At 70.5% G+C, this 26,034-nt stretch carries 29 protein-coding genes; 14 read left to right on the top strand and 15 right to left on the bottom strand.

Features of this window, described 5'->3' with window-relative positions:
- Positions 1–70: 70 nt before the first annotated feature.
- Positions 71–580: a class I SAM-dependent methyltransferase gene (locus ACSMXX_RS27325; protein ID WP_473181328.1), complete on the bottom strand. Its 510-nt coding sequence runs from the start codon at positions 578–580 to the stop codon at positions 71–73.
- A gap of 109 nt (positions 581–689) precedes the next feature.
- On the opposite strand from ACSMXX_RS27325, the gene ACSMXX_RS27320 reads away from it, so the two are divergent.
- Both ACSMXX_RS27320 and ACSMXX_RS27315 read left to right on the top strand, forming a co-directional pair.
- A complete protein-coding gene (locus tag ACSMXX_RS27320) occupies positions 690–1,280 on the top strand; it encodes an ArsR/SmtB family transcription factor (protein WP_473181327.1) in 591 nt (196 codons plus the stop codon).
- Positions 1,277–2,575 (top strand): MFS transporter, encoded by a 1,299-nt coding sequence (locus ACSMXX_RS27315; RefSeq protein ID WP_473181326.1) that lies wholly within the window; start codon positions 1,277–1,279, stop codon positions 2,573–2,575. The genes ACSMXX_RS27320 and ACSMXX_RS27315 overlap by 4 nt, the downstream gene beginning before the upstream one ends.
- A gap of 42 nt (positions 2,576–2,617) precedes the next feature.
- Here ACSMXX_RS27315 and ACSMXX_RS27310 read toward each other — a convergent pair whose 3' ends face one another.
- The 7 genes from ACSMXX_RS27310 to ACSMXX_RS27280 form a co-directional block, all read right to left on the bottom strand.
- Positions 2,618–3,643: an ABC transporter substrate-binding protein gene (locus ACSMXX_RS27310; RefSeq protein ID WP_473181325.1), complete on the bottom strand. Its 1,026-nt coding sequence runs from the start codon at positions 3,641–3,643 to the stop codon at positions 2,618–2,620.
- A 118-nt stretch (positions 3,644–3,761) separates the two neighbouring features.
- Entirely contained in the window at positions 3,762–4,673 is a 912-nt protein-coding gene (locus ACSMXX_RS27305) for an ABC transporter permease (RefSeq protein ID WP_473181324.1), read from the bottom strand.
- Positions 4,670–5,434 carry an ABC transporter ATP-binding protein gene (locus ACSMXX_RS27300; protein ID WP_473181323.1) on the bottom strand — a complete coding sequence of 255 codons (765 nt, stop codon included), beginning with the start codon at positions 5,432–5,434 and terminating at the stop codon, positions 4,670–4,672. Before ACSMXX_RS27300 ends, ACSMXX_RS27305 begins: the two co-directional genes overlap by 4 nt.
- Positions 5,431–6,087, bottom strand: a complete 657-nt coding sequence (locus tag ACSMXX_RS27295; RefSeq protein ID WP_473181322.1) for a 4-carboxy-4-hydroxy-2-oxoadipate aldolase/oxaloacetate decarboxylase — start codon at positions 6,085–6,087, stop codon at positions 5,431–5,433. The genes ACSMXX_RS27300 and ACSMXX_RS27295 overlap by 4 nt, the downstream gene beginning before the upstream one ends.
- Positions 6,084–6,800, bottom strand: coding sequence for a PIG-L deacetylase family protein (locus tag ACSMXX_RS27290; RefSeq protein WP_473181321.1), 717 nt, complete (start codon positions 6,798–6,800; stop codon positions 6,084–6,086). Before ACSMXX_RS27290 ends, ACSMXX_RS27295 begins: the two co-directional genes overlap by 4 nt.
- Complete coding sequence (locus ACSMXX_RS27285; protein ID WP_473181320.1) at positions 6,797–7,762, bottom strand: DUF6282 family protein; 966 nt, start codon at positions 7,760–7,762, stop codon at positions 6,797–6,799. Before ACSMXX_RS27285 ends, ACSMXX_RS27290 begins: the two co-directional genes overlap by 4 nt.
- Positions 7,763–8,019: 257 nt before the next feature.
- Positions 8,020–8,688 carry a GntR family transcriptional regulator gene (locus tag ACSMXX_RS27280; RefSeq protein WP_473181319.1) on the bottom strand — a complete coding sequence of 223 codons (669 nt, stop codon included), beginning with the start codon at positions 8,686–8,688 and terminating at the stop codon, positions 8,020–8,022.
- Between the two features lie 78 nt (positions 8,689–8,766).
- Here ACSMXX_RS27280 and ACSMXX_RS27275 point away from each other — a divergent pair, with 78 nt between their 5' ends.
- Positions 8,767–9,564 (top strand): NAD(P)-dependent oxidoreductase, encoded by a 798-nt coding sequence (locus ACSMXX_RS27275; RefSeq protein ID WP_473181318.1) that lies wholly within the window; start codon positions 8,767–8,769, stop codon positions 9,562–9,564.
- A gap of 86 nt (positions 9,565–9,650) precedes the next feature.
- Here the strand turns inward: ACSMXX_RS27275 and ACSMXX_RS27270 are convergent, their stop codons facing one another.
- Positions 9,651–11,306: an FAD-binding dehydrogenase gene (locus ACSMXX_RS27270; protein ID WP_473181317.1), complete on the bottom strand. Its 1,656-nt coding sequence runs from the start codon at positions 11,304–11,306 to the stop codon at positions 9,651–9,653.
- 141 nt (positions 11,307–11,447) lie between these two features.
- Between ACSMXX_RS27270 and ACSMXX_RS27265 the strand changes: the two genes are divergently transcribed.
- The 6 genes from ACSMXX_RS27265 (at position 11,448) to ACSMXX_RS27240 (ending at position 15,885) form a co-directional block, all read left to right on the top strand.
- On the top strand, positions 11,448–11,978 hold the full coding sequence (locus ACSMXX_RS27265; protein WP_473181316.1) for an NUDIX domain-containing protein: 531 nt from the start codon (positions 11,448–11,450) through the stop codon (positions 11,976–11,978).
- A gap of 106 nt (positions 11,979–12,084) precedes the next feature.
- A complete protein-coding gene (locus tag ACSMXX_RS27260) occupies positions 12,085–12,480 on the top strand; it encodes a YidH family protein (protein ID WP_473181315.1) in 396 nt (131 codons plus the stop codon).
- The gene (locus ACSMXX_RS27255; protein ID WP_473181314.1) at positions 12,477–12,815 is read left to right on the top strand and encodes a DUF202 domain-containing protein; all 339 of its coding nucleotides are present in this window, start codon (positions 12,477–12,479) and stop codon (positions 12,813–12,815) included. Before ACSMXX_RS27260 ends, ACSMXX_RS27255 begins: the two co-directional genes overlap by 4 nt.
- A gap of 62 nt (positions 12,816–12,877) precedes the next feature.
- Entirely contained in the window at positions 12,878–13,351 is a 474-nt protein-coding gene (locus ACSMXX_RS27250) for a gluconokinase (RefSeq protein ID WP_473181313.1), read from the top strand.
- A 291-nt stretch (positions 13,352–13,642) separates the two neighbouring features.
- Entirely contained in the window at positions 13,643–14,665 is a 1,023-nt protein-coding gene (locus ACSMXX_RS27245; RefSeq protein ID WP_473181312.1) for a phosphotransferase family protein, read from the top strand.
- 5 nt (positions 14,666–14,670) lie between these two features.
- Positions 14,671–15,885: an acyl-CoA dehydrogenase family protein gene (locus tag ACSMXX_RS27240; RefSeq protein WP_473181311.1), complete on the top strand. Its 1,215-nt coding sequence runs from the start codon at positions 14,671–14,673 to the stop codon at positions 15,883–15,885.
- A 141-nt stretch (positions 15,886–16,026) separates the two neighbouring features.
- On the opposite strand, the gene ACSMXX_RS27235 is transcribed toward ACSMXX_RS27240, so the two are convergent.
- Positions 16,027–17,028: an MBL fold metallo-hydrolase gene (locus tag ACSMXX_RS27235; RefSeq protein WP_473181310.1), complete on the bottom strand. Its 1,002-nt coding sequence runs from the start codon at positions 17,026–17,028 to the stop codon at positions 16,027–16,029.
- Positions 17,029–17,197: 169 nt separating this feature from the next.
- The gene (locus ACSMXX_RS27230) at positions 17,198–18,145 is read right to left on the bottom strand and encodes an NAD(P)-dependent oxidoreductase (protein WP_473185006.1); all 948 of its coding nucleotides are present in this window, start codon (positions 18,143–18,145) and stop codon (positions 17,198–17,200) included.
- A 179-nt stretch (positions 18,146–18,324) separates the two neighbouring features.
- Here ACSMXX_RS27230 and ACSMXX_RS27225 point away from each other — a divergent pair, with 179 nt between their 5' ends.
- Complete coding sequence (locus ACSMXX_RS27225; RefSeq protein ID WP_473181309.1) at positions 18,325–18,921, top strand: TetR/AcrR family transcriptional regulator; 597 nt, start codon at positions 18,325–18,327, stop codon at positions 18,919–18,921.
- A gap of 22 nt (positions 18,922–18,943) precedes the next feature.
- Here the strand turns inward: ACSMXX_RS27225 and ACSMXX_RS27220 are convergent, their stop codons facing one another.
- The gene (locus ACSMXX_RS27220; protein WP_473181308.1) at positions 18,944–19,126 is read right to left on the bottom strand and encodes a hypothetical protein; all 183 of its coding nucleotides are present in this window, start codon (positions 19,124–19,126) and stop codon (positions 18,944–18,946) included.
- A 291-nt stretch (positions 19,127–19,417) separates the two neighbouring features.
- Here ACSMXX_RS27220 and ACSMXX_RS27215 point away from each other — a divergent pair, with 291 nt between their 5' ends.
- The 3 genes from ACSMXX_RS27215 (at position 19,418) to ACSMXX_RS27205 (ending at position 21,661) form a co-directional block, all read left to right on the top strand.
- Positions 19,418–19,627, top strand: coding sequence for a S1 RNA-binding domain-containing protein (locus ACSMXX_RS27215; protein ID WP_473181307.1), 210 nt, complete (start codon positions 19,418–19,420; stop codon positions 19,625–19,627).
- 149 nt (positions 19,628–19,776) lie between these two features.
- Positions 19,777–20,760, top strand: coding sequence for an aminoglycoside phosphotransferase family protein (locus ACSMXX_RS27210; protein ID WP_473181306.1), 984 nt, complete (start codon positions 19,777–19,779; stop codon positions 20,758–20,760).
- A 67-nt stretch (positions 20,761–20,827) separates the two neighbouring features.
- Positions 20,828–21,661, top strand: coding sequence for a class I SAM-dependent methyltransferase (locus ACSMXX_RS27205; protein ID WP_473181305.1), 834 nt, complete (start codon positions 20,828–20,830; stop codon positions 21,659–21,661).
- A 34-nt stretch (positions 21,662–21,695) separates the two neighbouring features.
- On the opposite strand, the gene ACSMXX_RS27200 is transcribed toward ACSMXX_RS27205, so the two are convergent.
- Positions 21,696–22,112 carry a VOC family protein gene (locus tag ACSMXX_RS27200; protein WP_473181304.1) on the bottom strand — a complete coding sequence of 139 codons (417 nt, stop codon included), beginning with the start codon at positions 22,110–22,112 and terminating at the stop codon, positions 21,696–21,698.
- Between the two features lie 627 nt (positions 22,113–22,739).
- On the opposite strand from ACSMXX_RS27200, the gene ACSMXX_RS27195 reads away from it, so the two are divergent.
- Positions 22,740–24,182, top strand: coding sequence for a M6 family metalloprotease domain-containing protein (locus ACSMXX_RS27195; protein WP_473181303.1), 1,443 nt, complete (start codon positions 22,740–22,742; stop codon positions 24,180–24,182).
- A 76-nt stretch (positions 24,183–24,258) separates the two neighbouring features.
- Here ACSMXX_RS27195 and ACSMXX_RS27190 read toward each other — a convergent pair whose 3' ends face one another.
- Together ACSMXX_RS27190 and ACSMXX_RS27185 are read right to left on the bottom strand one after the other, a co-directional pair.
- Complete coding sequence (locus ACSMXX_RS27190; RefSeq protein ID WP_473181302.1) at positions 24,259–25,260, bottom strand: NADPH:quinone oxidoreductase family protein; 1,002 nt, start codon at positions 25,258–25,260, stop codon at positions 24,259–24,261.
- A gap of 196 nt (positions 25,261–25,456) precedes the next feature.
- A complete protein-coding gene (locus tag ACSMXX_RS27185) occupies positions 25,457–26,002 on the bottom strand; it encodes a TetR/AcrR family transcriptional regulator (protein WP_473185005.1) in 546 nt (181 codons plus the stop codon).
- Positions 26,003–26,034 lie beyond the last annotated feature (32 nt).

The following is a 26,034-nucleotide window of genomic DNA, read 5'->3' as shown; positions in this document are numbered from 1 at the left end:
CGGAGCGAGCATCCGGGGAGCAGCACGGCCGCCTCCCGCCGGATCTGCGGCAGCGGCATCCCGGGCTGCTTCACGGGCGCCCGCACCCCGGACCTGGGGCGGGTGCCGGCCGCCCGCTCCCGTGCGGCGACCGTGGCCGTGCCACCGCGTTCACAGGGACGGCTGCCAGGCTCCAGGCGTAGTCCACCGGTGACTTCTCCGGATAGCAGCCCAGTACGACGAGGGTGCCGCCCGGCGTCAGCGCGTCCCGCAGGGCGGCGACCGTGCCGAACGGCATGTGGTGGATGCTCGCCAGGCAGGAGACGAAGTCGTAGTGGTTACGGGGCAGTTCGGCCCGGGTGACGTCCGACTGGCGGAAGCGCGGCCCGGGCCGGCTCCGCTTCCCGTCCGCACGTGAGGCCGACCCCGCGGCGTCGATCACCTCCGCCGACGGATCCACCGCGTCGACCTCCACGCCCAGTTCCGCGAGCCGCCGGGCGAAGCGGCCGGTGCCGCATCCGACGTCCAGCGCCGTACGGCAGCCGTGCGGGAGATGGCGCAGCAGCAACCGGTGGTAGTGGTCGTTGTGATCGAAAGGCATGCCCGGACTCTGCCACCGCCGCCGGCTCTCCACAGCCGTACGGTAATCGCCAACACTTCTTCGCAAAGAACCCTTTGCGAAGAAGTGTTGGTCTTCTAGAGTGCGCGGCATGGCCAACACCGAGAACGACATCGTCGTCCTGGACGCCAAGGGGCTGCGTGCGCTGGCGCATCCGGTCCGCGTCCAGCTCGTCGGACTGCTGCGCAAGCACGGCCCGTCGACGGCCACCCGCCTCGCCGACCAACTGGGTGTCAACTCCGGTACGGCCAGCTACCACTTGCGCCAGCTCGGCGCCGCGGGCTTCGTCGAGGAGGACACGGAACGCGGCAACGCCCGGGAGCGCTGGTGGCGTTCGGTCCACCGGTCGACGCGCTTCAACGACCTGGAACTGGCCGAGCAGGAGCCGGAAGCCACGCTGACCTACCTGAACTCCGTCGCCGCCGCATACACCTTGCGGATCCAGCGCGCCGTGAGCGAGTTCCAGACGATGCCCCGCGCATGGCGTGATGTGGCCGACCTTAGCGACTGGGCCCTGCGGCTGACCCCGGACGAAAGCCGCGAACTGTACGAGGAGTTGGTCTCGGTCATCGACCGCTACCGGCGGGACGCGCCGGGAACTGCCGCGCCGGAGGGCGCGGAGCGCGTCTCCCTGATCACGCAGATCCTGCCGGAACTGGACACGCCCCCGAGGCCGGAATGAAGCACGGCTTAGCGGCATCCCGGCCGCTGGCCGCTGTTCTCGCCGCGATGGGTGTGTCGCTGACCGGCACCCGCACCTCGGCGGTGGCACTGCCCTGGTTCGTGCTCATCACGACAGGCAGCGCGACGCAGACCGGTCTGGTGGCCTTCTGCGAGATGACCCCGTACGTGGCGGCCAAGGCGTTCACCGGACCGCTGGTGGACCGGAGCGGCCCGCGCGTCATCTCGTGGTCGACCGACGCCGTCAGCGCCGTCGCCGCCGCGACGATGCCGGTGCTGTACGCCGTGAACCTGCTCCCCTTCTGGCTGTTGCTGTTCCTGGTCGCCGTGATCGGGGCGGCACGCGGGCCCGGGGATCTGGCCAAGGAGGTCATGGTTCCGGAAGCGGCCGAGCGCGGACGGATGCCGTTGGAGCGTGCCACCGGACTCAGCGGCATGACCGAGCGTCTCGCCTTCACCGTCGGCCCGGCGCTGGGTGGATCTCTCTCTGCACTGGTCGGCCCGCTCACCTGCCTGGTGATCATCTCCGCGTGCTTCGCGCTGGGGTCGGTCATCACGGCACTGGCGCTCCCCCGTGACATGGGAGGTGCTGCCGCACCCGGTCCGGCTCACGGTGGCCCCACGGGCTACTGGAGGCGTTTCGGGGAGGGCTGGCAGTTCCTCCGCGGAGATCCGCTGCTGCTCACCGTCATCGTCACGGTCGGAATGACGAACGCGTTGAACGCGGCCTTCCACACCGTGTTCCTGCCGGTCTGGGCGAAGGAATCCGGTCACGGGCCCACCGCGATCGGCCTGAACGGCGCTGTGGCCGGCATCGCCGCGGTCTGCGCCAGCCTGATCGCCGCGGTGGTGGCACACCGGATGCGGCGCCGGATCGTCTTCTTCGCCGGTTTCCTGCTCGGCGGCGCACCGAGATACCTGATCCTTGCCGTGGACGCACCGATGTGGGCGGTGGTGGGGGTGTTCGCCCTCAGCGGTTTCGGCTCGGGCTTCCTCAACCCGATCCTGGCCGCCGTCTGCTTCGAACGCGTACCGCGTCACCTGCTGGGCCGCGTCAACGCCCTGGGTGACTCGCTCGGTTGGGCAGGCATACCTCTCGGTGGGCTGGCGGGCGGCGCGGCAGTGGCAGCCTTCGGGCTTGTACCGTCCCTGCTGACAAGCGGAGCGGCGTTCTTCCTCACCACGAACCTGGCCGGACTACGCCCGGAATGGCGGCAGATGGACCACCAGCGGGCGGACGCACGGCGCCTTCCGCAGGAGCAGGCCACCCAGCGGAAGGACACCGCGCAGAAGTAGGGCGGCCCGCCCCGGATCACGCGTACGGGACGAGGCGGCCGCTCATGCCTTGATGTCCCCGAACTCCGGCGCGTCGTCCACCAGTCCGCTGTCCAGGTGGAAGCGGCGGGCGGTCTCGTACGGCTCCTGCTTCACCGCGGGCGTCTGCGGCATCTCCCTGCGCAGGATCGGCACCAGCGCGTCCAGGGCCTTGGGGTCGGTGTCCTTGAGGTACTTCTCCAGCAGCTCCCGCACCTTCCCCGGGTCTCCCTGCACGTCCTGCTGGGCGCGCTTGATCGCGCTCTGGAACCCCTTGACCTCCTCGGACTTCTTCTTCAGCAGCTTCTGCGTGGAGAAGACGACACCGTGCAGTGCGCCCGTCATGTCCTTCACATCGCCCCGTGCCGGGGATATGAGAATGCGGCCCGAGCCGTCGGCCTCGGCCTGCTGGCCGATCGGCTGGAAGAACGAAAGCGCGTCCACGCGGCCCGACTTGAGCGCGCCGATGGCCGAGGTGGCCGCGGGGCCCAGGTTGACGAGGGTCGCGTCGGTCTTCGCCTTCTTGCCGATGCCGTTGAAGAGGTGGTTGACCAGAGCCTCCGTGCCGCTGCCCGGTCCGGTGATGCCGATCTTCTTGCCCACCAGCACCTTGGTGCGCTCCTCAACGCTCGCCTTCTCGCCGGGCCCGCCGAAGTCCTTCCCCACCACGATGTCCACGTAATACTCGGTGACGAGGCTGCTCACCACACGAGTGGTGCCGGCCTCGGACTCGGCCAGGTTGAAGGCGTCCGTGAGCACACCCGCCCCGAGGTCGATGGAGCCGGACTTCAGTGCAGCGGCGACCTTCGCGCCGGTTCCGAGCCGGGGACGGTCGCCGAGCTTGATGCCCTCGTCCTTGAAGTAGCCCTTCTCCTCGGCGATGAAGAGCGGGAAGAAGGCGACGGAGTTGCTGATCTGGCCGATGTTGAGCGTGCCGGCCTTGGTGGACGACGCCCCGTGCTTCGCGCATCCGGCGGCGAGCGGGGAGAGAAGTACGGGGGCGGCGGCGAACGACTTCAGCAGCGCCCTGCGCTCGATGTGCATTGCCATGGTTCCGGCTCCAGTCGCATGGGTTCCAGCTCCTCTCGGAGAGGAGAGGTTCGGTTGAGGTGAGACGTGAGGGACTTCGGAGGGACTTGGGGGTGGGGTGAGGTGTGGTGAGGCGGGTTCAGCCCTGGGACTCGACCGGTTTCCACCGGTTGACTCGGCGCCCGATGAGGCCGACGAACACGTTCAACAGGCCCGCGATGACGCTCAGTACGACGAGGGTCGCGAAGACACCGGCGGTGTCGAACTGCGCCGCCGCGTCGTTGATCAGATAACCGAGACCCTGGTTGGAGGCCACCAGTTCACCGATGACGGCGCCGATCAGCGCGTAAGGGATGGCGACCTTGAGACCGGTGAGCACGCCCGTCATCGACGCCGGCAGCACGACCTTCAGCGCGATGTCCCGGCGGGTGCCGCCCATGAGCCGCACCGCGTCGACGAGCCCGCGGTCCACTTCCCGTACGCCCGCGGCCGTGTTGAGGAAGACGAGGAAGAAGACCGTCGCGGCGGCGAGCAGCACCTTCATGTGCATCCCGATGCCGAACCAGACGATGAACAGCGGCGCCAGCGCGACCTTCGGGATCGAGTACAGCGCCATCATGAACGGGTCGACGACGCGGTAGGCGGTCCTGAGCGACGCCAGTACGAACCCGGCGAGCGCACCGGCGAGCGCACCGAGCAGGAAGCCGTAGAGGATCTCCTGGATGGTCACCCAGCTGTGCGTCCAGAGGGTGCCGTCGGCCGACCACTCGCCGAGGCGCTCGGCGATGGCGCTCGGCTTACTGGTGAAGGTGATGTCGAAGAGGCTGCCCGCGGTGGCCTCCCAGCCGGCGAGCAGCACGACGACGAGGATCAGCCGCAGACTCCACACGGTCGTGGTGCTCCCGTACCGCTGCCACCAGGTGCGCTGTACGGGGATGCGTACGGGGCCGTGCGCCGTGGTCTCCGCGTGCTCCCGGTTCCCCTCGTCCGACGGAGCGTCCGCCGCCCCGTCGTCCGCGCCCTGCGCCGGCCTCACGGTCTGCTCGGTCATGACGAGCCCTCCTTCAGCGCGGCGGCCATCGCCGTGTGCAGCCGTACGAACTCCTGGTCGACGCGGAGCGCGTCGACGGAGCGCGGCCGGGCCAGGGTGATCCTCTCGTCGGCGACGATGCGGCCGAGCCCGCCGAGCACGACGATCCGGTCGCCCAGCAGCAGCGCCTCCTCGATGTCGTGAGTGACGAACACGACGGTCTGACCGCTGCCCTGCCACAACTGCAGCAGCTCCTCCTGGAGTTCGGTACGCAGCTGCGCGTCGAGCGCGCCGAACGGCTCGTCCATGAGCAGCGTGCGGGGAGTGCCGGCGAGCATCCGGGCCAGCGAGGCGCGGCGCCGCATGCCGCCGGAGAGTTCGCGCGGGTAGTGCTTGCCGAATCCGGTGAGGCCGACGCGCTGGAGCAGCTCGGCGGCCGTCTTCCGGCGCTCTTCGGCCTTCACTCCGCGGATCTCGAGCGGCATCTCGACGTTGCGCTGCACGTCGCGCCACGGCATGAGCGTGTCGGACTGGGTGAGGTAGCCGATGTCGATGTCGGGCCCGGTCAGCTTCCTGCCGCGGTACGACACGACGCCCGCGGAGGGTTCGGTGAGCCCGGCGAGGAGGTTGAGCATCGTGGACTTGCCGCAGCCGCTGCGTCCGAGGACGGTCACGAAGCTGCCCTCCTCGACGGTGAGGGCGAAGTCGCGCAGCGCGACGATTGCGCTGTCGTCCTTGGTGAACTGCTTGGTCAGCCTCTCGGCGCTGAGTACGGCGGTCATGTCGCCGCCCCCGCCCGCGGGCCCTCGTCCGCCTCGCGCATGCCGTACGCGTCGTAGCTGAACTCGCCGGCGGCCCACCGCTCCCGCAGGCCGTCCTCCTTGGCGATGCGCTGCCGCACGGCCTCGGCGGTCGCCTCCGCGTCCGCGGCGGCCACGGCGGTGACCCCGTCGTCGTCGAGGACGAGCACATCGCCGGGGGCGACACCGGTGCCGCCGATCGTCACCGGGACGTCGACGCTGCCGCGTATCTCCTTCGTCGCGCCGCGGGCACGCCGCCAGCGCGTCCACACGCCGTACTCAAGCCGCGCCAGATCCGCGCTGTCGCGCACCGCCGCGTCGACGAGCACCGCCGCCGCTCCGCGTGCCCCGGCCTGGGTGGCGAGCAGATCGCCGAAGAGCGCCACGGGCTCCGGCTGCGGCATGGTCAGTACGAGGACCTCACCGGGACGCAGATGCGTCATCGCCTCGTGCACCGCCCGGTTGTCGCCCTGACCGCAGCGGGCGATACGGGCCGGACCGGCCGTGCGGCGCCCCGGCTGCAGAGGCACCCACTCGGCGTCGAGCAGGCCGCGGCGCCCGTAGGCCTCGTAGACGGTCGCGACTCCGGCCCCGGCGAGCTCGTCGATGGCGGCTGCCGTCACCGCCGCGCTCACAGTGCACCCACCACGTTGGGCAGCAGCCGGTGGAAGGCCTCCGCCTGCCGGATGTTCTCGTCGCCGGTGACCTTGCGGGCGTGGTTGCCTCGCTGGTCGGCGCGTTGCGCGTAGTACTCCTGGAGATACTGCTGAGCAGCCATGCAGCTCATGGCGTCGACCTTACGTTTGAATACGGGCGTTATGTCCACATAGACGGTCGGTGTGAAACCGCACAGTTCCGGCTGGTGCGGTTCGAAGGCCAGGAACTCCGGCGGCGGCGCCGTACGGAAGCCGCTCGCGACCCCGGCGCCGGAGGTGAGCAGCCGCGCACGGGCCACGGCCTCGTGTGCGACGGGGTGGTCCGGGTTGAAGGGGTCCTTCTCGGGGTGGGTGAGCACCACGTCCGGGGCGAAGTCGCGCATCAGGTCGGCGAGTTCGCCGACCGACTCCGGTGAGACGTGCAGCGGGTAGTCGCCGAGGTCGAAGGCGCGGAATTCGGCGCCGACCTCGGCGGCGGCCTTTGTCGCCTCCTCGTGGCGTATCCGCTTCACGTTCTCCTCGGTCTGGCCCTCCTGCTTCCACAGCACTCCGGACTCGCCGCGCTCGCCGTAGGAGAGGGCCACGACGAGGGCTTCGCCGCCCCGGGCGGTGTGCGCGGCGACCGTACCGGCGGAACGCCAGACGAAGTCGGCGCTGTGGGCGCCGACGACCAGCATGCGGCGCCCGCTCATACCAGGCTCTCCTTCCGGTGGTGGGCGGGTGCGTCCGCGAGAGGGCGGGCACCGACGAGCCACCGGCTGTTGTGCACGGTCATGGTGCGTACGTCGGCCTCGGCGAAGCCCTCGTCGAGCAGACGGTCGGCGCAGATCGCGAGTCCGTCCTCGACGGGCGGGTTGAAGGGCTGGCCGAGGTCGCTGGAGATCACCGAGTGCTCCGGGCCGGCCTCGCGGATGGCACGGAACCAGGTCTCCCAGCCGACCTTGCCGGTGTACGGCGTGGTGAAGCAGCGCTCCAACAGGGCCCCGCGGGCGGCGAGTTCACGCTGACGGTCGACCGCGACCCGCTGCGAGGTGAACTCCGGGTGCGTGACGACCATCCGCTCGACGCCCTCCTGTGCGGCGGCCTCGACGACGACGGCGATCTCGTCGGCGTGCAGATGGCCGGTGGCCAGCACCATGTCGTGGCGGGCGATCAGCCGGAAGACCTGACGTGCGGCGGGGACGACCTCACCTCCGGGCGTCAGGACGTCCACGGGGTCGGCGGCCATGCCGTCGGCGCGCAGGTCCTCCTGGAGGCGGGCCCACATGGGGGGCGTGGCGCCTTCGGGTTCGCGGGCCTGGCAGTGGCGCTGGTTGGCGCTGTCGACGGTGGGCAGCCAGACGAACTTCGCGCCGCCCCGTCCGGCGATCTCGACGGCGACGGGGTTGAGCCCTCCCACGGAGGCGTTGAGCGTGATGGCGCCCAGCGCGGTGGCTCCCGGCTCGGCGCGGCGCACGACGGCGGCCCGCTCGGCGGTGGGCGCGTAGTGCGACTTCAGCACGAAGCCCGCCAGACCGACCGCGGCGAAGCGCTCGGCGAGCGTCACATCGTCGATGCGGCGGCGCATCACATCCGGTGCCACGTGGATGTGCACGTCATACGCCCCGCGCACGAGCTCTCGGGCCCGGTCGGACGGCTGGGGGTGCTCCGTCATGTCTCTCCCTTTGCAGCCATAATCTCCGCTCAGATTGTTAACAATCTTGGCTACAGCGGTCAAGGGTGCTGCAGGCACGGAAAAAGCCCCGGCCGGAGAGACCGGGGCGGTGGGACGCGACGGCGGACGAGGGCGGCGGGACGAGGGCGGTGGAACGCGACGACGGAGCGAGGCGGTGGAACGAGGCGAGCCTGGGGCGGCGCCGTCCGACGACCCGGCAGAGGGGTCCGCGGGCCGCCCGCGGAGGGAGCGCCCCCTCAACGGGCCGGCGGCGCCCCCGACCGGTCGACCTCCTTGAGCGCCTTGATGACGCTGCGCAGATGACTGCGCGCCGCCGCTTCCGCCGCCTCCGGATCGTGGGTGCAGATCCCCTCGATGATCGCGAGGTGCTCCGGCAGCGACACCGAGGGCCGGCCGGGGTGCATGGCAAGCCGGAACTGGTGCCGCACGTTCTGCCCCCGCAGCCGCTCCAGCAGCCGCGACGCGGTGGCCTGACCGCCGATCTCCCGTACGCGCCGGTGCAGTTCCTGGTTGAGGGAGGAGTAACCGAGCAGGTCGCCCTCGGCGACCGCTTCCCGCATGGCGGCGCCGATCGACTGCAGTTCGCGGATCTCCTCACCGGTGACGGCCACCGCCGCCTTCGCCGCGCAGAGCCCCTCCAGCACCATGCGGACCTCGGAGATCTCGACCGCCTCGTCCAGGGAGACGGCGCGCACGCGGGCACCGCGGTTCTGTATGCGCTCGACGAGCCCTTCGTTGGTCAGCTCCAGCAGCGCCGCCCGTACGCTGGCCCGGCTGGCGTCGAACTGCGTGGACAGATCGGCCTCGACGAGCCGCTGGTTGGGTACGAACTCGCCGCGGACGATCGCCTCACGAATGGCTTCCACCAAGGGCGTTCCGGCCGTTCCGGCCCGGTCCTCTGCCACGGTCGCTCCGGTTCCTCTTCGCTCCACAGATGCACACCGATATTGTCAACAATATTGTGCGAGCTTAGTGTAGCGGTCGTGGATTCCTCACCGGACAGCGATTCCCGCACAACCGTCGCGGTCCTCGGTCTCGGCGAGGCCGGCGGCGCGATCGCCGGCGACCTCACGCGTGCCGGCGCGGCCGTACGCGGCTACGACCCCGCTCCGGTGCCTGTGCCCGAAGGAGTGACCCGCACGTACAGCGAGGCCGAAGCCGTGACCGGCGCGCACCTCGTCCTCAGCGTCAACAGCGCCTCCTCCGCGGCCGCCGCACTGCACGCCGCGGTGAACTCCCTCCAGGCCGAAGCCGTCTGGGCCGACCTCAACACGGCCTCCCCCGGCGCGAAGCAGGCCCTCGCCGCCACGGCCGCCGAACACGGTACGGCGTTCGCGGACGTGGCCGTCATGGCGCCCGTCCCCGGCCGCGGCCTGCGCGTACCGATGCTGGCCTGCGGGTCCGGCGCCTCCCGCGCCGCCGGGCTCCTCGCTCCGTTCGGGGCGTCGGTCGGTCTCGTCGACGGGGAAGCGGGCACGGCCGCCCGGCGGAAGCTGCTGCGCAGCGTGTTCTTCAAGGGCATGGCCGCCGCCGTCGTCGAAGCCCTCGAAGCCGGCCGCGCCTCGGGCTGCGAGGAGTGGGTACGGGAGAACATCGCGGCCGAACTCGCCCGCGCCGACGCCGCGACCGTCGACCGCCTCGTCGACGGCACCCACCGCCACGCGGTCCGCCGTACGTCGGAGATGGCGGCAGCGGCGGAGATGCTCAGCGAACTGGGCGTCGAACCCGCCGTCGCGAGCGCGAGCCGCGATCTGCTGGCGCGACTGGCCGCGGACGGGTAGAGCTCGCAGGCCCCTGGCCACCGCGGCCGGCCCGGCCCGCCCGGGCAGGCGGGACAGGCAGTCAGGTGGGCAGACAGGCAGCGCTGCTACCCCACCGCCTTCGCCGCCGCCCTCCCCGCCGTACGGCCGGAGAACAGGCACCCGCCGAGGAACGTCCCCTCCAGCGACCGGTATCCGTGCACACCGCCGCCCCCGAAGCCCGCAGCCTCCCCCGCCGCGTACACGCCCGGCAGCGGATCGCCGCCCTCGCTCAGCACCCGCGCGTCCAGATCGGTCTCCAGGCCGCCGAGCGTCTTGCGGGTCAGGATGTTGAGCCGCACGGCGATCAGCGGCCCGGCCTTCGGGTCGAGGAGCCGGTGCGGCGACGCGACGCGGATCAGCTTGTCGCCCAGGTACTTGCGAGCGCCGTTGATCGCCGTGACCTGGGAGTCCTTGGTGAAGGGGTTGCGGATCTCCCGGTCGCGGGCCTCGATCTCGCGACGCAGCCCGGCCTCGTCGATGAGCTTGTCGCCGGTGAGTTCGTTCATCCGCCGTACGAGAGGGCCGAGTTCACGTTCGATGACGAAGTCCGCGCCGTTGTCCATGAACGCCTGTACGGGACCCGGCGCACCGGAGCCCACCCTGGCCAGGAGCTGCCGCAGGTCCCGTCCCGTCAGGTCCGGGTTCTGCTCGGAGCCGGAGAGCGTGAACTCCTTCTCGATGATCTTCTGGCTGAGCACGAACCAGGTGTAGTCGTGCCCCGAATGCATGATGTGGTCGAGGGTGCCGAGCGTGTCGAAGCCCGGGTACAGCGGCACGGGCAGCCGCTTGCCGGTGGCGTCCAGCCAGAGCGACGAGGGACCCGGCAGGATGCGGATGCCGTGCAGGTTCCAGATGGGGCTCCAGTTCTCGATGCCCTCGGTGTAGTGCCACATCCGGTCGCGGTTGATGATGCGTCCGCCCGCCGCTTCGGTGATGCCGAGCATCAGCCCGTCGACGTGTGCGGGCACCCCCGAGAGCATCCGCTCGGGCGGAGTGCCCAGCCGCTGCGGCCAGTTGGCGCGTACGAGATCGTGGTTGCCGCCGATGCCGCCGGAGGTGACGATGACGGCCTGTGCGCGCAGATCGAACGTGCCGGCCGCCTCCCTTCCGCTGGCCATGCCGCGCTCCGCGTCGCTGGGCTCCAGCACCTCGCCGCTGACGGTGTCGACCGCGCCGGCGCTGCGCCCCAGGCCGGTCACGCGGTGCCGGAAGCGCAGCTCCACGTTCCCGCGCTCGACCCCGGCCCGCACGCGCCTCTCGAACGGCTCGACGAGTCCCGGGCCCGTGCCCCAGGTGATGTGGAAGCGCGGCACCGAATTGCCGTGGCCCGTCGCGCCGTAGCCGCCCCGCTCGGCCCAGCCGACGACGGGGAAGAACTTCAGGCCCTGCTGCCGCAGCCACGCCCGCTTCTCGCCCGCCGCGAAGCCGACGTACGCCTCGGCCCAGCGCCTTGGCCAGTGGTCCTCCTCGCGGTCGAACCCGGCGGTGCCGAGCCAGTCCTGCCATGCCAGCTCGTGGCTGTCGCGGATGCGCATGCGGCGCTGCTCCGGCGAGTCGACGAGGAAGAGGCCGCCGAAGGACCAGTGGGCCTGCCCGCCCAGGGACTGCTCCGGTTCCTGGTCGAGGAGGAGCACCTTGCGTCCCGCGTCGGCCAGTTCGGCCGTCGCCGCGAGGCCGGCGAGCCCCGCTCCGATCACGATGACATCGGCGTCGTACGCCATACGTCCCACCTGTTCCGCGCCCGGTCGTCCGCCCGGAGGCCCCGGCGGCCGCTGATGATCTGGTGAGCGGAGAGTAGCCCCCTGCGCACCTGCGCGGCACCCCGGGGCAGGTGGTGGAATGTGGTCCATGAGGCAGATCCGATGACCGAAGAGCCCCGCTCGGCGGAGGAGTTGCTCGACATCGTCGACGAGGACGACCGCGTCGTCGGCCGCGCCCTGCGCGGGGAGGCGACGGCGCGGCGGCTGCGCCACCGCTGCACCTCCGTGCAGGTGCGCGATCCGCTCGGCCGGATCTTCGTACACCGCCGCACACCGCAGAAGCTGGTCTTCCCCTCGATGCACGACGTGGTGGTCGGCGGCGTCGTCGGCGCCGGCGAGACCTACGACGAGTGCGCCCTGCGCGAGGCCGGCGAGGAACTGGGCGTGCCGGGGCTGCCCGCGCCCGAGCCGCGCCTGACCTTCCTCTACGAATCACCGCAGCACACCTGGTTCCTGCGGGTCTACGAGCTGGTGTGCGAGCAGCCGGTACGGCCGCAGCCCGAGGAGATCGACTGGTGGGACTTCCTTCCCGAGGACGAGCTGGAGCGGCGGCTGCGGCTGCCGGACTGGCCCGTCGTACCGGACGGGCTGGAGTGCCACCGGCGCCTGCGCGCCTGGCACGGGCGGAGTTGACCAGGCCCGCCGGCGAGCAGATCGGGGGACGGCGTCCGCACGGGCCGGCGCCGCGGAAGCCCTCCGCCGAGGATGGATGCCCGGGCCGGGCCGTAGGCTCGGGTGCATGATCGACCGGCTCATGGCGACGCTCCGGCTGTGGTTCGCACCGCAGCGCCTGCGGGCTGAGGGCAGCACGCCCGACTACCGCTTCTCGCTCGCCAACGAGCGCACCTTCCTCGCGTGGATCCGCACCGCGCTGGCGCTCGTCGCGGGCGGCATCGCCGTGGACCAGTTCCTGACGGGCCTGAGCTGGGGCGTACGTACGACGATCTCGGTGGCGGTGCTGGCCTGCGGCGCGCTGTGCGCGTTCCGCGCGGTCAATCACTGGATGCGCTGCGAGCTGGCGATGCGGCGGGGCGAGGATCTGCCCGTGTCCCGCTTCCCGGTGCTGCTGGCGACGGCGACCGGGGTGGCCGCTCTGCTGGTGCTGGCCGCGGTCGTGCTGGGGGCCGGCAGGTGAGCGGGCGCGGCGGCGCACCGGACACACGCACGGGCGATCCGGCCGCCCAGCCGGAACGTACGCGCTTCGCATGGCGCCGCACGACACTCACGTTCGCCGTCGCCGTCGCTCTCGCCGTACGGGAGGCGCTGTACGGGGGCGGCGGGGTATCGGCGACCGAGGCGGCGGCCGCCGCGGCCGGTGTGCTGGCATGGCTGGTCTTCCTGGTGCTGGCGCACCGCCGCATCACGGACATGCAGGCGGACCGTCCGGCGCGCATGGGGGCCGGGGCCGTACGCGCGGCCGCCCTGTGCACACTGGCCATGGCGACGGTAGGGGTGGTGCTGCTCTGGTAGGCGATCGACGCGGGAACGGAAAGGGTGCGGCGGAACGCCCGCAGGCACCCCTCGTCGTGGTGATGGGGGTGTCCGGGTCGGGCAAGTCCACCGTGGGCGAACTGCTCGCGGAGCGGCTGCAGGTGCCGTACGCCGAGGCCGACTCCTTCCATCCGCCCGCCAACATAAGGAAGATGTCGGCCGGCACGCCGCTGGACGACGAGGACCGGCGCCCCTGGCTCGACGCCATCGCCGGCTGGCTCTCGGAGCACGACGGGACCGGCGGCGTCGTCAGCTGCTCGGCGCTGCGCCGCCGTTACCGCGACCGGCTGCGCACGAGCGGCGCGGCGATGTTCTTCCTGCACCTGGACGGCTCCGAGGAGCTGATCGCGCAGCGACTGGAGGGCCGCGAGGGGCACTTCATGCCCCGTTCGCTGCTGCGGTCTCAGTTCGCGACCCTGGAGCCGCTGGAGCAGGACGAGCGAGGGGCGGCGCTCGCGATCGGGGGCACTCCGCATGAGGTCACCGAACGGGCACTGGCTGCCCTCGCGCCGTAGCCGCGGCGACGGATGCCCTGACAAGCTTTGGGCGTTGCGGACCCAAGCCGCCGCCCTCCGCCGGACCGCACGTGGTGGTTCTCGTCACATACGGGGCTTTCCGTGCGGCCGGCGGCCGTTCACCCCTAGACGCCATACCGACTAGTCGGCATGATCGTGCTCAACATCGGCCGCCCTCCGTTCGTCTGTCAGTGCCATCCCGTCGGCGCCCTGCCGTCCGTCCCGTTCAGTCCGTCCCGTTCCGTCGTTCCGAGTCCCGCCCCGCCGATCCACACCAAGGAGCGCGCACGCATGAGCAAGGAGAATCCGCCCGGGCTCGATCCCGAGCGGCTCGCCGCACATCTGGACCGGGAACGCCCGGGCCTGGTGCGGGGGCCGCTGCGGGCCGAGGTCATCCAGGGCGGCCGGTCGAACCTCACCTACCGGGTGACCGACGGCGCGGGCCGCTGGGTCGTGCGGCGCCCGCCGCTCGGCCATGTGCTGGCCACAGCGCACGACATGAGCCGCGAGTACCGCGTGATCAGCGCGCTGCACGGCACGGACGTGCCCGTGCCCGGGACCGTGCTGCTGTGCGAGGACGAGGACGTGCTCGGTGCGCCCTTCTACGTCATGGAGGAGGTGGAGGGCACTCCGTACCGTACGGCCGGTGAACTGGCCGCGATCGGGCCGGAGCGCACCCGCGCGCTGGCGCTGGCGCTGCCCGACACGCTCGTCGCGCTGCACTCCGTCGATCCGGCGAGCGTCGGGCTGGGGGACTTCGGGCGCCCGGAGGGCTTCCTGGAGCGGCAGTTGCGCCGCTGGGGCAAGCAACTGGAGGCCTCCCGCAGCCGGGAGCTGGACGGAATCGACGAACTGCACGCCTCGCTGGGCAAGCAGCTGCCCGTCTCCCCCGAACCTTCCGTCGTCCACGGCGACTTCAGACTCGACAACGTACTGGCCGGCGCGGACGACCGGATCGCCGCGGTACTGGACTGGGAGATGTCCACACTCGGCGATCCGCTGACCGATCTGGGCCTGCTGGTGATGTACAGCGAACCGCTCAACGTCCCCGACGCACCGGTGAGTTCGACGGCCGAGGCCCCGGGGCATCCCTCGCCGCAGGAGCTGATCGAGCGGTACGCGGCAGGCTCGGGGCGCGACGTGTCACGCATCAACTGGTACACGGCGTTCGCCTGGTTCAAGCTCGCAGTGATTCTGGAAGGCATCCACTACCGCTACACACTCGGCCAGACCGTCGGGCCTGGCTTCGACCGGATAGGCGGCCTCGTCCCGGTCTTCATCGACAACGGACTCACCACGCTGCGGAAGGGATGAGGTCAGTGGACTTCGCATTCGACGCCCGTACGGAAGAACTCCGCAAGAAGCTCCAGAGCTTCATGGACGAACACGTCTATCCGGCGGAGGCGGTCGCCGACGAGCAGCGCGCCGGACAGGACTCCCCTTGGGAGACGCCGCCGGTCGTGGAGGAGTTGAAGCTGAAGGCACGCAAGCACGGCCTGTGGAACCTCTTCCTGCCCGACCGCACTTACGGGGCGGGGCTGACGAACCTGCAGTATGCGCCCCTCGCCGAGATCCTCGGACGGAGCCCGCGCCTGGCCCCGACCGTTGTCAACTGCGCGGCCCCGGACACCGGGAACATGGAGGTGCTCACGGAGTTCGGCAACGCCGAGCAGCGCAGGCAGTGGCTGGAGCCGCTGCTCAGCGGCGAGATCCGTTCCGGCTTCGCGATGACCGAGCCGGAGGTCGCCTCGTCCGACGCGACGAACATCGAGACGCGTATCCGGCGTGACGGCGACGACTACGTCATCACCGGCCGCAAGTGGTACATCTCCGGTGCCATGCACCCCGATTGCAAGATCTTCATCGTCATGGGCAAGACAGACCCCGACGACCCCGACAGCCGCCGCCAGCAGTCGATGGTGCTGGTGCCGAGGGACACCCCGGGTCTCGAAGTGCGCCGCGCCATGCAGGTGTACGGCTATGAGGACCACTACCACGGCGGCCACGCCGAGCTGGTCTTCGACGGGGCGCGGGTGCCGCGCAGCAACCTCATCGGCGAGGAGGGCGGCGGGTTCGCCATCGCGCAGGCGCGCCTCGGACCGGGCCGCATCCACCACTGCATGCGGCTGATCGGCATGGCGGAGCGGGCCGTAGAGCTCATGTGCCGCCGGGCACTGGGCCGTTCGGCCTTCGGCAAGCCGCTGGCCGAGCAGGGCGTGGTGGGTGAATGGATCGCCGACGCACGCGTACAGATCGAGCAGCTGCGGCTGCTGGTGCTCAAGACGGCGTGGCTGATGGACACCGTCGGAAACAAGGGCGCACACACCGAGATCCAGGCCATCAAGATCGCCACGCCGCGCGCGGTCGTGGACATCCTCGACAAGGCGGTCCAGCTGCACGGCGCGGGCGGCGTCAGCCAGGACTTCCCCCTGGCGGAGCTGTGGGCCGGGGCCCGTACGCTCCAACTGGCCGACGGCCCGGACGAGGTGCATCAACGCTCCCTGGCCCGGCGGGAGTTGAAGAAGTACGCGTAACCGCTGCATGGGGCCACTGGCTGCTGCGCCGAGCCCCTGGCACGAGGTGGCCCTCTCGGCCTCCGTCGGCAAAGCTGCCTGCGGAGGCCGGGCGCGATCGCGAAACGCTTCATGCCGTCTCCATTGAGTGCCGGCAGGGCGTCACTGCGGTTCTGCGGTTCCCCTCGTCGGCGCGGCAGCCGGCCACGCGCGGGGGTAGGGCACCTTCAGCGTTTCGGCCGCGACGTGCGTGTGTTCGGCGGCCGCGTGCAGCCGGCCCCCGCGAAGGACGACGGCACCGCTGCGGAGCATGCTCTCGACGAGCTCGGCTGCGAGCGCTTCGGGGGACCTGCCCAACTGCTGTGCCGCGTCCGTGAGCCAGGCCCGTGCGTGCAGGTAGGGCTCGACGTCGTCGGCGGGGAGGCCGTCGCGGATCATCAGGGCGAACGCGAAGATCCGTCGGGCGCCGTACCAGACCGCTCCGTCCGGGTCGTCGACGAGGCGTTGGGCGCGGCGCAGCGCGGTGGTGAAGGCTGCGGTGGGGTCGGTGGGGACCGGTCCGTGCGAAGGCAGCACTACGCGCGGGGCGAGATCGGCCAGCCTGCGCAGGGAGGACAGCGCCGTGGCCGTCGCGTCGGCGCCGTCGAGCGCGAGGTTCACCCAGCCCACGTCGTAATCCGACAGCGCGTCTCCTGCCACCAGCAACCGCTCTTCGGGCTGCCAGAGCGAGATGTGGCCGTAGGTGTGCCCGGGGGTGTGCACGACCTCCCAGTCGGCATCACCGAGACGCAGGGTCTGTCCGTCCTCCAGCGGCTCGTCGACGGTGTACGGGGCGACCGGCTGGTCAAGGTACTCCGCCACGCAGCAGCCCGCATCGCGCCGGGCAACGGCCTGGGCGTCCGGCGCACTGGCCGCGATGCCTGCGCCCCTGGCCTGCAGCAGCGCGTTCCCCCCGACGTGGTCGGAGTGCCAGTGCGTGTTCACGACCCGCGTCAGGTGCCCCGCGTGCGCGCGTGCCCATGCGGCCGTCTCCTCCGCGTGGCCCACGAACCCGCTGTCGACAAGGGCCGGTTGGCGCCCTCGCAGCAGGAGCAGGTTGGCGTCGGGGAACGGCCTGCGCTGCCAGGTCACCCAGGCCGGCAGAGTCTCGACGTCGCGAACCATCAGCAGCCTCCTTCCGTAACGGCGAAGCCGTCGGGACCGTACTTCGCGTCCTGCACCGCTGCGACTCGACGCGGTACCTGTCCCCTCTGCCCACTGCGCAGCTCGCACCCACCCACCGTGCGGCCTTCAGCCCATGGTCGTGCCGCGCACCACGAAGCCGCGATCCGGCTTACGGCACGCCTCGCTGCGATACGGCCGGCACCGACGTCCCCTCACATCCGTTGTCCGGGACGCCGTGCGGGCGCGTGCCGTCGGTTCGGGCCTCCAGCGCACGCAGCACGGCCACCATGTCCTCGCCGCCGTGGCCCTGCGCGACGGCCTCGTCGAAGAGGGCGTGGCAGACATCGAGGAGAGGGGAGGCCAGGTCGGCCTTGCGGGCGGCTTCCGCGATCAGCCGGTTGTTCTGCAGGACGTCCTCGGCCGACGCCTGGACGGCGAAGTCACGGTCCAGCAGTTTGGGCGCCTTCATTCGGAAGACAGGGCTGGCCATCGGACCTGCCTCCAGGACGTCCAGGAACCGGCGCTGGTCGAGCCCGTGCCGGTCGGCGAAGTGGAACGCCTCGGTCAGACCGGTCACCAGCGTGATCAGGAACAGGTTCACCGAGAGTTTCATCAACAAGGCACCCGGAACGGGGCCGCAGTCGAACGTCTCACGGCACATGGGGGCGACCAGGGGCCGTACGGTCTCCACGGCGGTTTCCTCACCCGCCAGCATCGCCACCAACTGCCCCTGTTCGGCGGGGACTCGGGAGCCCGAGACCGGGGCTTCGGCGTACTTCCCGCCCGCGGCACGGATGTCTGCCTCCAGAGCGGCCGAGTAGTCCGGCGAGGTCGTTCCCGTGTGGACGACGGTGTGACCGGCAACTCGCTCCGCGAAGCCCGGGGTGCCCCGCCCCAGAGCCGCATCGATCGCCTCCTCGCCGGCCAGCATGAGGATCACGACGCCGGCCCGGTCGAAGACCTCGGCGGGGCTCGCCGCGACTTCGGCTCCTGCCGCGCTCAGGGCTTCGCTCCGGGCTGTGGTGCGGTTCCAGACGACGAGGGGCGTCCCGGCGCGGGCGAGGTTGAGCGCCATGGGCTGCCCCATGACTCCGAGGCCGACGAAACCCACGTTCACGATGCACCGCCGTTTCTGACCGACGCCGAGAACGAGCCGTCGCCTTTGCTTCTCGGGCAGGTCCGCGGGGCCGTCGCGCTCACTGATCATGACAGCCGTCATAGTAGTACCCCCTATGACGGCTGTCATAGAGTGAGGCCGAAACTCTTGAGTGGTCTTGAGTGGTACTGGGAGGTGGGATGACCGTGTCCGAACATGGGCCACGACAGCGCATGGTCTTCAGCGCGGCTCAGCTCATCCGGCGCGACGGAGTCTCCTCCGCGGGCATGCGTGACGTCGCCGTCCACGCCGGGGCGCCCCGCGGATCGCTCCAGCACTACTTCCCCGGCGGCAAGGAGCAACTCGTCAACGAGGCCGTGGAGTGGGCGGGCCGGTACGCGGGCGATCGTGTTGCCCGCTTTCTCGCCGCGCTGCCCGAGCCGAAGCCGAGCGAGCTGTTCGCCGAGATGGTGCGCCAGTGGACCGACGAGTATCAGACGACCGGCTTCGCAGGTGGTTGCCCCGTTGCCGCTGCCACGGTCGACTGCGCGGAGTCCACGGTGTCAACACGAGAAGCCGCGTCCGCCGCTTTCACCACCTGGAACGGGTCGGTGGCCCAGGCGCTGGCGGACATGGGTGTGCCCGAGGAGCGGGCCGGTGAACTGGCCACGCTCATGATCGGGGCGCTGGAAGGGGCGATCCTCATCGCCCGGGCCGAGCAGGACATCCGCGCCCTGACGACGGTTTCCCGAGCGCTCGGCCCTCTCCTCGACGGGGCGGTGGGCAGCGCCAGCTGACCATGGCCACCGCTCAATTCACTCAAGAGCGGCGGCCTGGACCGTCGATTCGCGACTCGCGGGTCGGGACCGCGATCGAGGCGATTCGCCTCGGTCGGCACAGGGTCTCGGTATACAGCTCGGCGATGCGCTGCGGTTCGCCCTCCCCCCCCATGCGGCGGCGCAGCTCCCGCACGTGCGCGCGCGTGGTGGTGGATTCGGACACGATGGAACTCCCCGTCCTGGAGGCCGCGCCGCTCTGCGACGCGGAGGACTGGGATCCTTCCCGTGGCTGCGATGCGGGCCCTTACCCCGTGAGTAGTCCGCGGTCGCGTGTTCCCCGGCAAGTGCCGCATCCGCTAAGGTCATTCGCATGACTGCCGGGTCGGCCGTGGGCCGCACACAGATCGGGTACCCGGCCGGCGTTTGATCACCGCGCGGGCGAGAGGCCCGCCCCCGTCACGAGAAGCGCGTACAGCACACGTACAGCCACTCGTGATGTGAAGGAGGTGAGTTCATGAGCTGGCAGGAATTCCTCGACCGTCACCAGGCCGGTGACGTCATCGAAGGCGTGGTCACACAGGAAGTGCCCTTCGGCTCCTTCGTCGAGTACGAAGGCGTCACCGGCCTCGCGTACCAGGAGTCCTGGCCCGCAGGCACCCGCGTCTCGGTCCGCATTCTCGAGATCGACCCCGAGACGCAGCGGTTCAGCCTGGCCTCGGCCTGATACGCCATGGCCTGACGGTCTGATGGGCCAGACGTTCAGACGGCCAGACGGTCTGACGTAAGGGGCTGGTCCGGGGGAAGAGGACTCCCCCGGACCAGCGCCTCGCATTATCCGCCCCCACCTCGCCCCGCGGGGAGTCGGGAGTCCCGGTGTCCGACTGCAGCAGATCCCACGGCATCCGCGTATCGCCGCCCGTGCACACGGGCAGCAGGCGCAAGCCGTGGAGCAGCCTGCCGCGGTCCGTGACGGCAGGGGTCGAGGAGGTGCTCTGCGGCAGGGTGACCGCCGCCGCGAGCCTGCCGGGCGGGTTCTCCGAAGGCATCGCCGCGCGGCTGGAGTTGAGCGACGGGCGCAGGGCGTTCGCGAAGGCCGCCGACGTGACGACCGCCCCCGCGGAGGGCGCCTTCCACCGGCGCGAGGCCGTGGTGGCGGGCGGGCTGCCGTCCGGGGTGCCGGCGCCGCGGCTGCTGGGTTCGCATGACGACGGCGAGTGGGTGGCGTTGGTCTTCGAGTACGTCGACGGGGAACTCCCCGGACAGCCCTGGCGTGAACCCGAATTGGCACGCGTACTCGACGCCGTGACCGGCCTGGCCGAACGGCTGACCCCGGCACCACAGCCCGAAATGGCCCCCGCCGCACCGCGATTGGGCGGCTGGGCACGCCTCGCCGGTGATGCGCGGGCGGAGGCGAAGTTGTCGTCGGCCGCTCCCGGAGCCGCGGAGGATCTGGACCTGCATCTGTCGCTGGAGGCGCACCTTGCGGAGGCCACCAGTGGCGGAACACTGACGCACGGGGATCTGTACCCGTTCAACGTCCTGCTTAGGGACGGCCGCGCCGTGTTCGTCGACTGGGCACATGCCTGGACCGGCCCTGCCCACGCGGACCTTGTGATGCTGCTCGGCAGCGTGGCGCTCAGCGGCATCGACCCGGAGCCCTTCGCCGCACGCCACCCGCTGCTCCACGGCGTCGAGCCCGAAGCGGTGGACGTCCTCATCTCCGCACAGGCGGGATTCCTCCTGGCCGCGGCCTGCTCGGCGGACTCGGCGGCGGACCCGCGGCTTGTGCGGATGATGTCCGGGCTGGGTCTGTCCTCCCTGCGCTGGCTGAGCGCCCGCCGGAAGAGCAACACGTAGCCGCCGCATATCCGTTGGCGGAGCACGGTGACGTACGTCGCGAGCCGGAACAGGAAGGGTGTACGGGATGGAGCCTGGCCGGGCGAGCCTGTCGGCGATGGGAAGCGCGCTGCTGAGAGCGGCTCACGTCCACGAGGACGAGCCGCCGTGGGTGCTGGAGGACACCGTCTCGGCGTCGCTCCTCGACAGCGGTGACGTGGGGCGGTTGGAGACCTCCATGGCACGCTGGACGCCCGAGGTGCGTCGCCCCTGGCGGGTGGGTCACGCCGTACGGGCGCGGCTGGCCGAAGACATCGCCGTCGAAGGGCTGGCCGTGGGGCGTCGCGAGTACGTTCTCCTCGGCGCGGGTCTCGACACCTTCGCCTGGCGGCACGCCCGCGCGGGCGAGTTCGGCATCTGGGAGCTGGACCATCCGGACACGCAGGCATGGAAGCGTGCCTCGCTGCGGCGGATGCGCATGGCAGAGCCGCCGAATCTCCGGTTCGTGCCCGTCGACCTGTCGGTGACCGCCCTCCACGATATCGAGACCCCCTCACTCGCCACCTGGAACTGGCTCGGCGTGACGATGTATCTGCCCCGAACGGCGACGGAGACGACTCTGCGTGCCATCGCTTCGCGGCGCCCGGGTACGACGCTGGTCGTCAACTTCGTGCTTCCCGCACGGGAGTTGGACGACGAGCTGTCCGCAGCCGTCAGCAGAAGCGCCGTGGCGGCCGTCGAGGACGCCCATGAACCCGTTCTCGCCTGCTACACGGCCGCCCAGGCCGATTCGATGCTGCGCGACGCGGGCTTCAGCACGGTCACCATCCTGGACGCCGACCACCTGAGCAATCGCTACCTGCGCTCACGCCCGCTTCTGCGTCTCCCGGGCTCGACTGTCCTCGCCGTGGCAACCGTCTGACAGGCAGGCGAAGCAGCTGCGGCCCTGGAGATGTTCACCCCTCATCGTCCACGTAGAGACAGAAAGGGTGTCCAGCCGGATCGATCATCACCCTGACGTTCTGCTGAGGCTGATGAGCTGCTTCGGAGGCGCCGAGCTCGACCGCGTGAGCGACGGCCGCTCGCAGGTCGACGACCTCGAATTCGAGATGCATCATCATCCGCTGCGCACCGTCTTCGGCCGGCCAGACCGGAGGTACGTACCCGTGTGCGGTCTGGAACGCGATGTACGCCACTCCCTCGGGGGGCGCGATGAAGGCCTCGTCAGGGCCTTCCTTGACGATCTGCCAGCCCACGAGCTGCGAGTAGAAGCGTGCGAGAGCATGCGGGTCGGGGGCCTCAAGCGTCACACCCCACCAGTCGGATCTCGACATCCGCGGGGTGCCCCGGTCGTGGCTCGCCCGTCCGTGCACGCAGCGCAGTTTACGAAGGCGGGCAACCGCCTTGAGGCCGGGCTCTCCCCTCCGCCCCGCGCGACGGGCCGTTCAGGCCGGATGGTCACGCGGCACGCCGTGGTGCCGCCGAAACCCCCAACCTGCCGTGAGGTTCTTGAGTTCCCCTCCGCAGTAATCGCCTTGGCGACCCTCTGAGAAACGGATCCGCCGCTGTCCGGTCCGGCCGGGACCGGCATCGTGCGGCCTTTGTCCTGACGGGCCGTACGAGGGTCTACTCTGGAGGCGAAGGCTCTTTCAGCCAAGCGTTTCGATATCGGGTCGTCCATCACTCAACATAGAGATCTGCATGTTTGTGACATTCTTGAGTGCCCCCATGGAGGCCACCATGCCGATCGTCTTTCTGCACGGTGTCAACACTCGAAAATCGATTGACTATGAAGAGCGGTCAAGGCTCGCGATGCGCTGTTCCGGGAAGTGTTCCTGCCCGCTGCGGAGCTCGGCCCGATGGAACCACTGAAAAGCCCGTACTGGGGCGATGGCGCTGCGAAGTCACATTCGGCCTTGGCAGTGCAGTTCTCGCCGCGTAACCCCTCGCCGGCGAATTGGCGAATGACAAGTGGAGCAAATACGCTGATAAAGGAGATCATGATGAAGGACATGATCCGTCCCCAGCGGAATCGGGCCTCGGCTGCGGACATCTGCCCAGTACCTCCGTCGCCCCAGGCAGTCACCGACTTGTACAACCGGTTCCTCGAACTGCAGCGTTCGCACAGGCTGGTTGAAGGAGTGACATTCGACCAGTACTTCGCCGTCTGGCTCGCAAGCAGGCGCAGCGAGAACTTCATCGGCCTCGACGACGGAGCAAGGACCGAAGGACCGAGCGGTGACCCCCAGCCCATCAGCCGGCCCGACACAGCGCTGAAGGGCGTTGTGCGGACCATGGTGCTGCTCGTCGACTTCCCCGACCGCCCGCACGGCGCGGATCGCGGTCCAGGTCACTACGAGACGATGCTGTTCGGCGACGGGAATTTCCCCACGGGCAGCATGCGCGACTACTACCGCCAGGTGAGCGGCTTCGACGCGAGCTCCGGCTCGGGCATCGACATCCAGGGCGAGGTGCACGGCTGGTTCCGCATGCCGCATCCCCTTTCCTTCTACGCGGATGCTCACTCAGGTATGGGCGAGAATTTCCCGCGCAACGCGCAGGGCCTGGCGCGCGACGCCGTGCGGGCCGCCATGGATTCGGGGGTCGACTTCGCCGATTTCGACGCCCTCGGCGAAGGGACCGTCACGGCTCTCTTCATCATCCATGCCGGCCGTGGGGCTGAAGAGACCACTGAGAGCGGCGACTTGTGGAGCCTGAAGTGGACGATCCCCGAAGAGCTCAGGGTCACTCCGCACATGACGGCAGAAACATTCCTCACCGTTCCTGAGGACTGCGCCGTCGGTGTCTGCGCCCATGAGTGGGGGCATCTGGCCGCGCGGTGGGCCGACTTCTACGACACCGGGCGGCGCAAGACGACCGTCTCGGCCGGTCTCGGCAACTACTGCCTGATGGCCTCCGGTACATGGTGCAACAGCGGCCTGACTCCTGGCTTCCCCAATGGCATGCTGCGCATGTTCCACGGATGGGTCGAGCCGAAGGTCGTGAACGAGCCGACGAAGGACATCGAGTTGGCACCGACGGCCGAGGGCGGGGACGTGGCCTTCATCCGCAACGAGGAGAGGATGTCCGACTCGCAGTACCTCGTCGCCGAGTACCGGAGACGGCAGGGGCAGGACGCCTTCCTGCCGGACGAGGGTGTCGCCGTCTACGTCGTCGACGAGTCGATCGACAACGTGAACGACGAGGAGCGCCTCGCCATCCGGCTGCTGCAGGCCGACGGCGAGGACGACCTCCAGACGATCTTCGGCGGAGGAAACCGCGGCGATGCCGACGACCTCTATCCCTTCGACGGCAACAACAGGATCGGTGAGAAGACCAAGCCTGCTCTCGACCTCCCCGACGGCAAGTGGTCCGGGATCACGATCGACGTCGAGGGGAACGCGGGCGCTGACAGAATGGGCCTCCACGTGGCGATGGAATGACGCCGGACAGGGCCGGCCCAAGTCCCGGGCCGGCCCCCGCTGTCCGCGCGACGACCCCGCTCACGGACGACCCCGCTCACGGCTGGATGACCACGCGCCCCGTCGTGATGCCGTCGAAGACGCGCTGGACCGCGTTCGCGCCCTCATCCAGCGGGAGCCGCTCGCTGATGTGCGGCTTGACCTTGCCGTCCGCGGCGAGCGCGGTCAGTTCCTCGTGGCAGGCCTGGACGGCCGCAGGGTCCTTGGTGTTGTACAGGCCCCAGTGGAGGCCCAGGACCGAGTAGTTCTTGATCAGCGCGTGGTTGAGGCCCGGCGTCGGCACGGCGCCGCTCGCGAAGCCGACCACGACGATGCGGCCCTCGAAGGCGATGCACTTGACCGACTTCGCATAGGCGTCGCCGCCGACCGGGTCGTAGACGACGTCCGCGCCGCGGCCTTCCGTGGCGTCCTTCACGGCGGCCACGATGTCGTCCTCGCGCCGGTCCACGACCACGTCGCAGCCCAGCTCTCGCGCCGTCTCCGCCTTGGACTTGCCGCCCACGACGCCGATGACGCGGGCGCCCGCAGCCTTGCCGAGCTGTACGGCCGCGCTGCCCACGCCGCCCGCCGCCGCGTGCACGAGCAGCGTCTCGCCGGGCTGGAGCCGGGCCCGGCGGTGCAGCCCGAACCAGCCCGTCTGGTAGCCGATGTGGAGCGCGGCGGCCTCGGCGTCGTCCAGCGCCTCGGGGGCCTTGCGAACGCCGGCCGCGCTGACGAGCGTACGTTCCGCGAATCCGCCCATGGGCAGGGCCGGCACGGCGATGACGCGGTCACCGGCGGCGGGGGCTCCGCCCGCCGGGATGCCCTCCGCGCCCTCGCCCACGGCGAGGACCTCGCCGCACAGCTCCACGCCGGGCGTGAACGGGAACGGCGGCTTGACCTGGTATTCGCCCCGGCACAGCAGCGCGTCGGGGAAGTTGACGGCGGCGGCGCGCACCCGTACGAGCACCTCGCCCGCGCCGGGTTCGGGGTCGGGGATGTCCTCCAGCCGCATCACCTCGCGCGGCTCGCCGTTCTTGTGGACGCGCCATGCCTTCACCGGTGCTACCTCCGGAACGTAGTTGCCTGATTGTTCTTCGCTCGTCTCGTGGTCCGCCGCCGTCGTCCGGCGACGGCCGCCGGCCTCGGGCCTCCCGTCTCTGGCCGCGTACGCGCCCGCGTGCGTACGGGCCCGGGTGCACGCTCATACCCATCCGCGCGGCAGTGCAAGACCCTCCCGCAGAACCGCGCGGCGGTCAGGGCCGCAGCGCCCGCAGCAGCAGGTCCGCGAGATGGTCCGCGACCTCCTGCGCTCCGAGCCGCCCCTCGGGCCTGTACCAGGTGCTCAGGTGGTGGACGGAGCCGAAGTGGTAGTCCACGACCAGGTCCGCGGGCGTGGCCGAGTTGAACACCCCGCTGCGCTGCCCCTCGGCGACCAGGTCGCGGAAGCGCTCGTGGTAGCGGCGGCGTTCCGCCCGCACCTGCTTCTGCTTCTCGGGGCTGAGCTGGTGCATGGAGCGGAAGAAGATCAGTGCGTCGTCGAGGTTCTCGATGGTGGTGACGACGACGTCGGCGGCGGCCCGTCGCAGCCGCTCCTCGACGGGCTCCTGCGCGTCGGCATAGGAGTCCAGGCGGTCCTGCTGGAGCCGGAGCAGACGCCCGTAGATCTCGTGCAGCAGATCGTCCTTGGACCCGAAGTAGTGGTAGAGGGCCCCCTTGGTGACCCCCGCCGCCTCGACTATCTCCTGCACGGACGTACGGTCGTAGCCCCGCTCGGAGAACAGCCGCGTGGCGGCGGCCATCAGCCGCTGCGGCACGGGGGCGGGGGCCGGAG

The organism is Streptomyces sp. DSM 116795 (genome assembly GCF_055792905.1).
The sequence above is the reverse complement of the archived record's forward strand: the minus strand, read 5'-3'. Positions and strand labels throughout refer to the sequence as shown.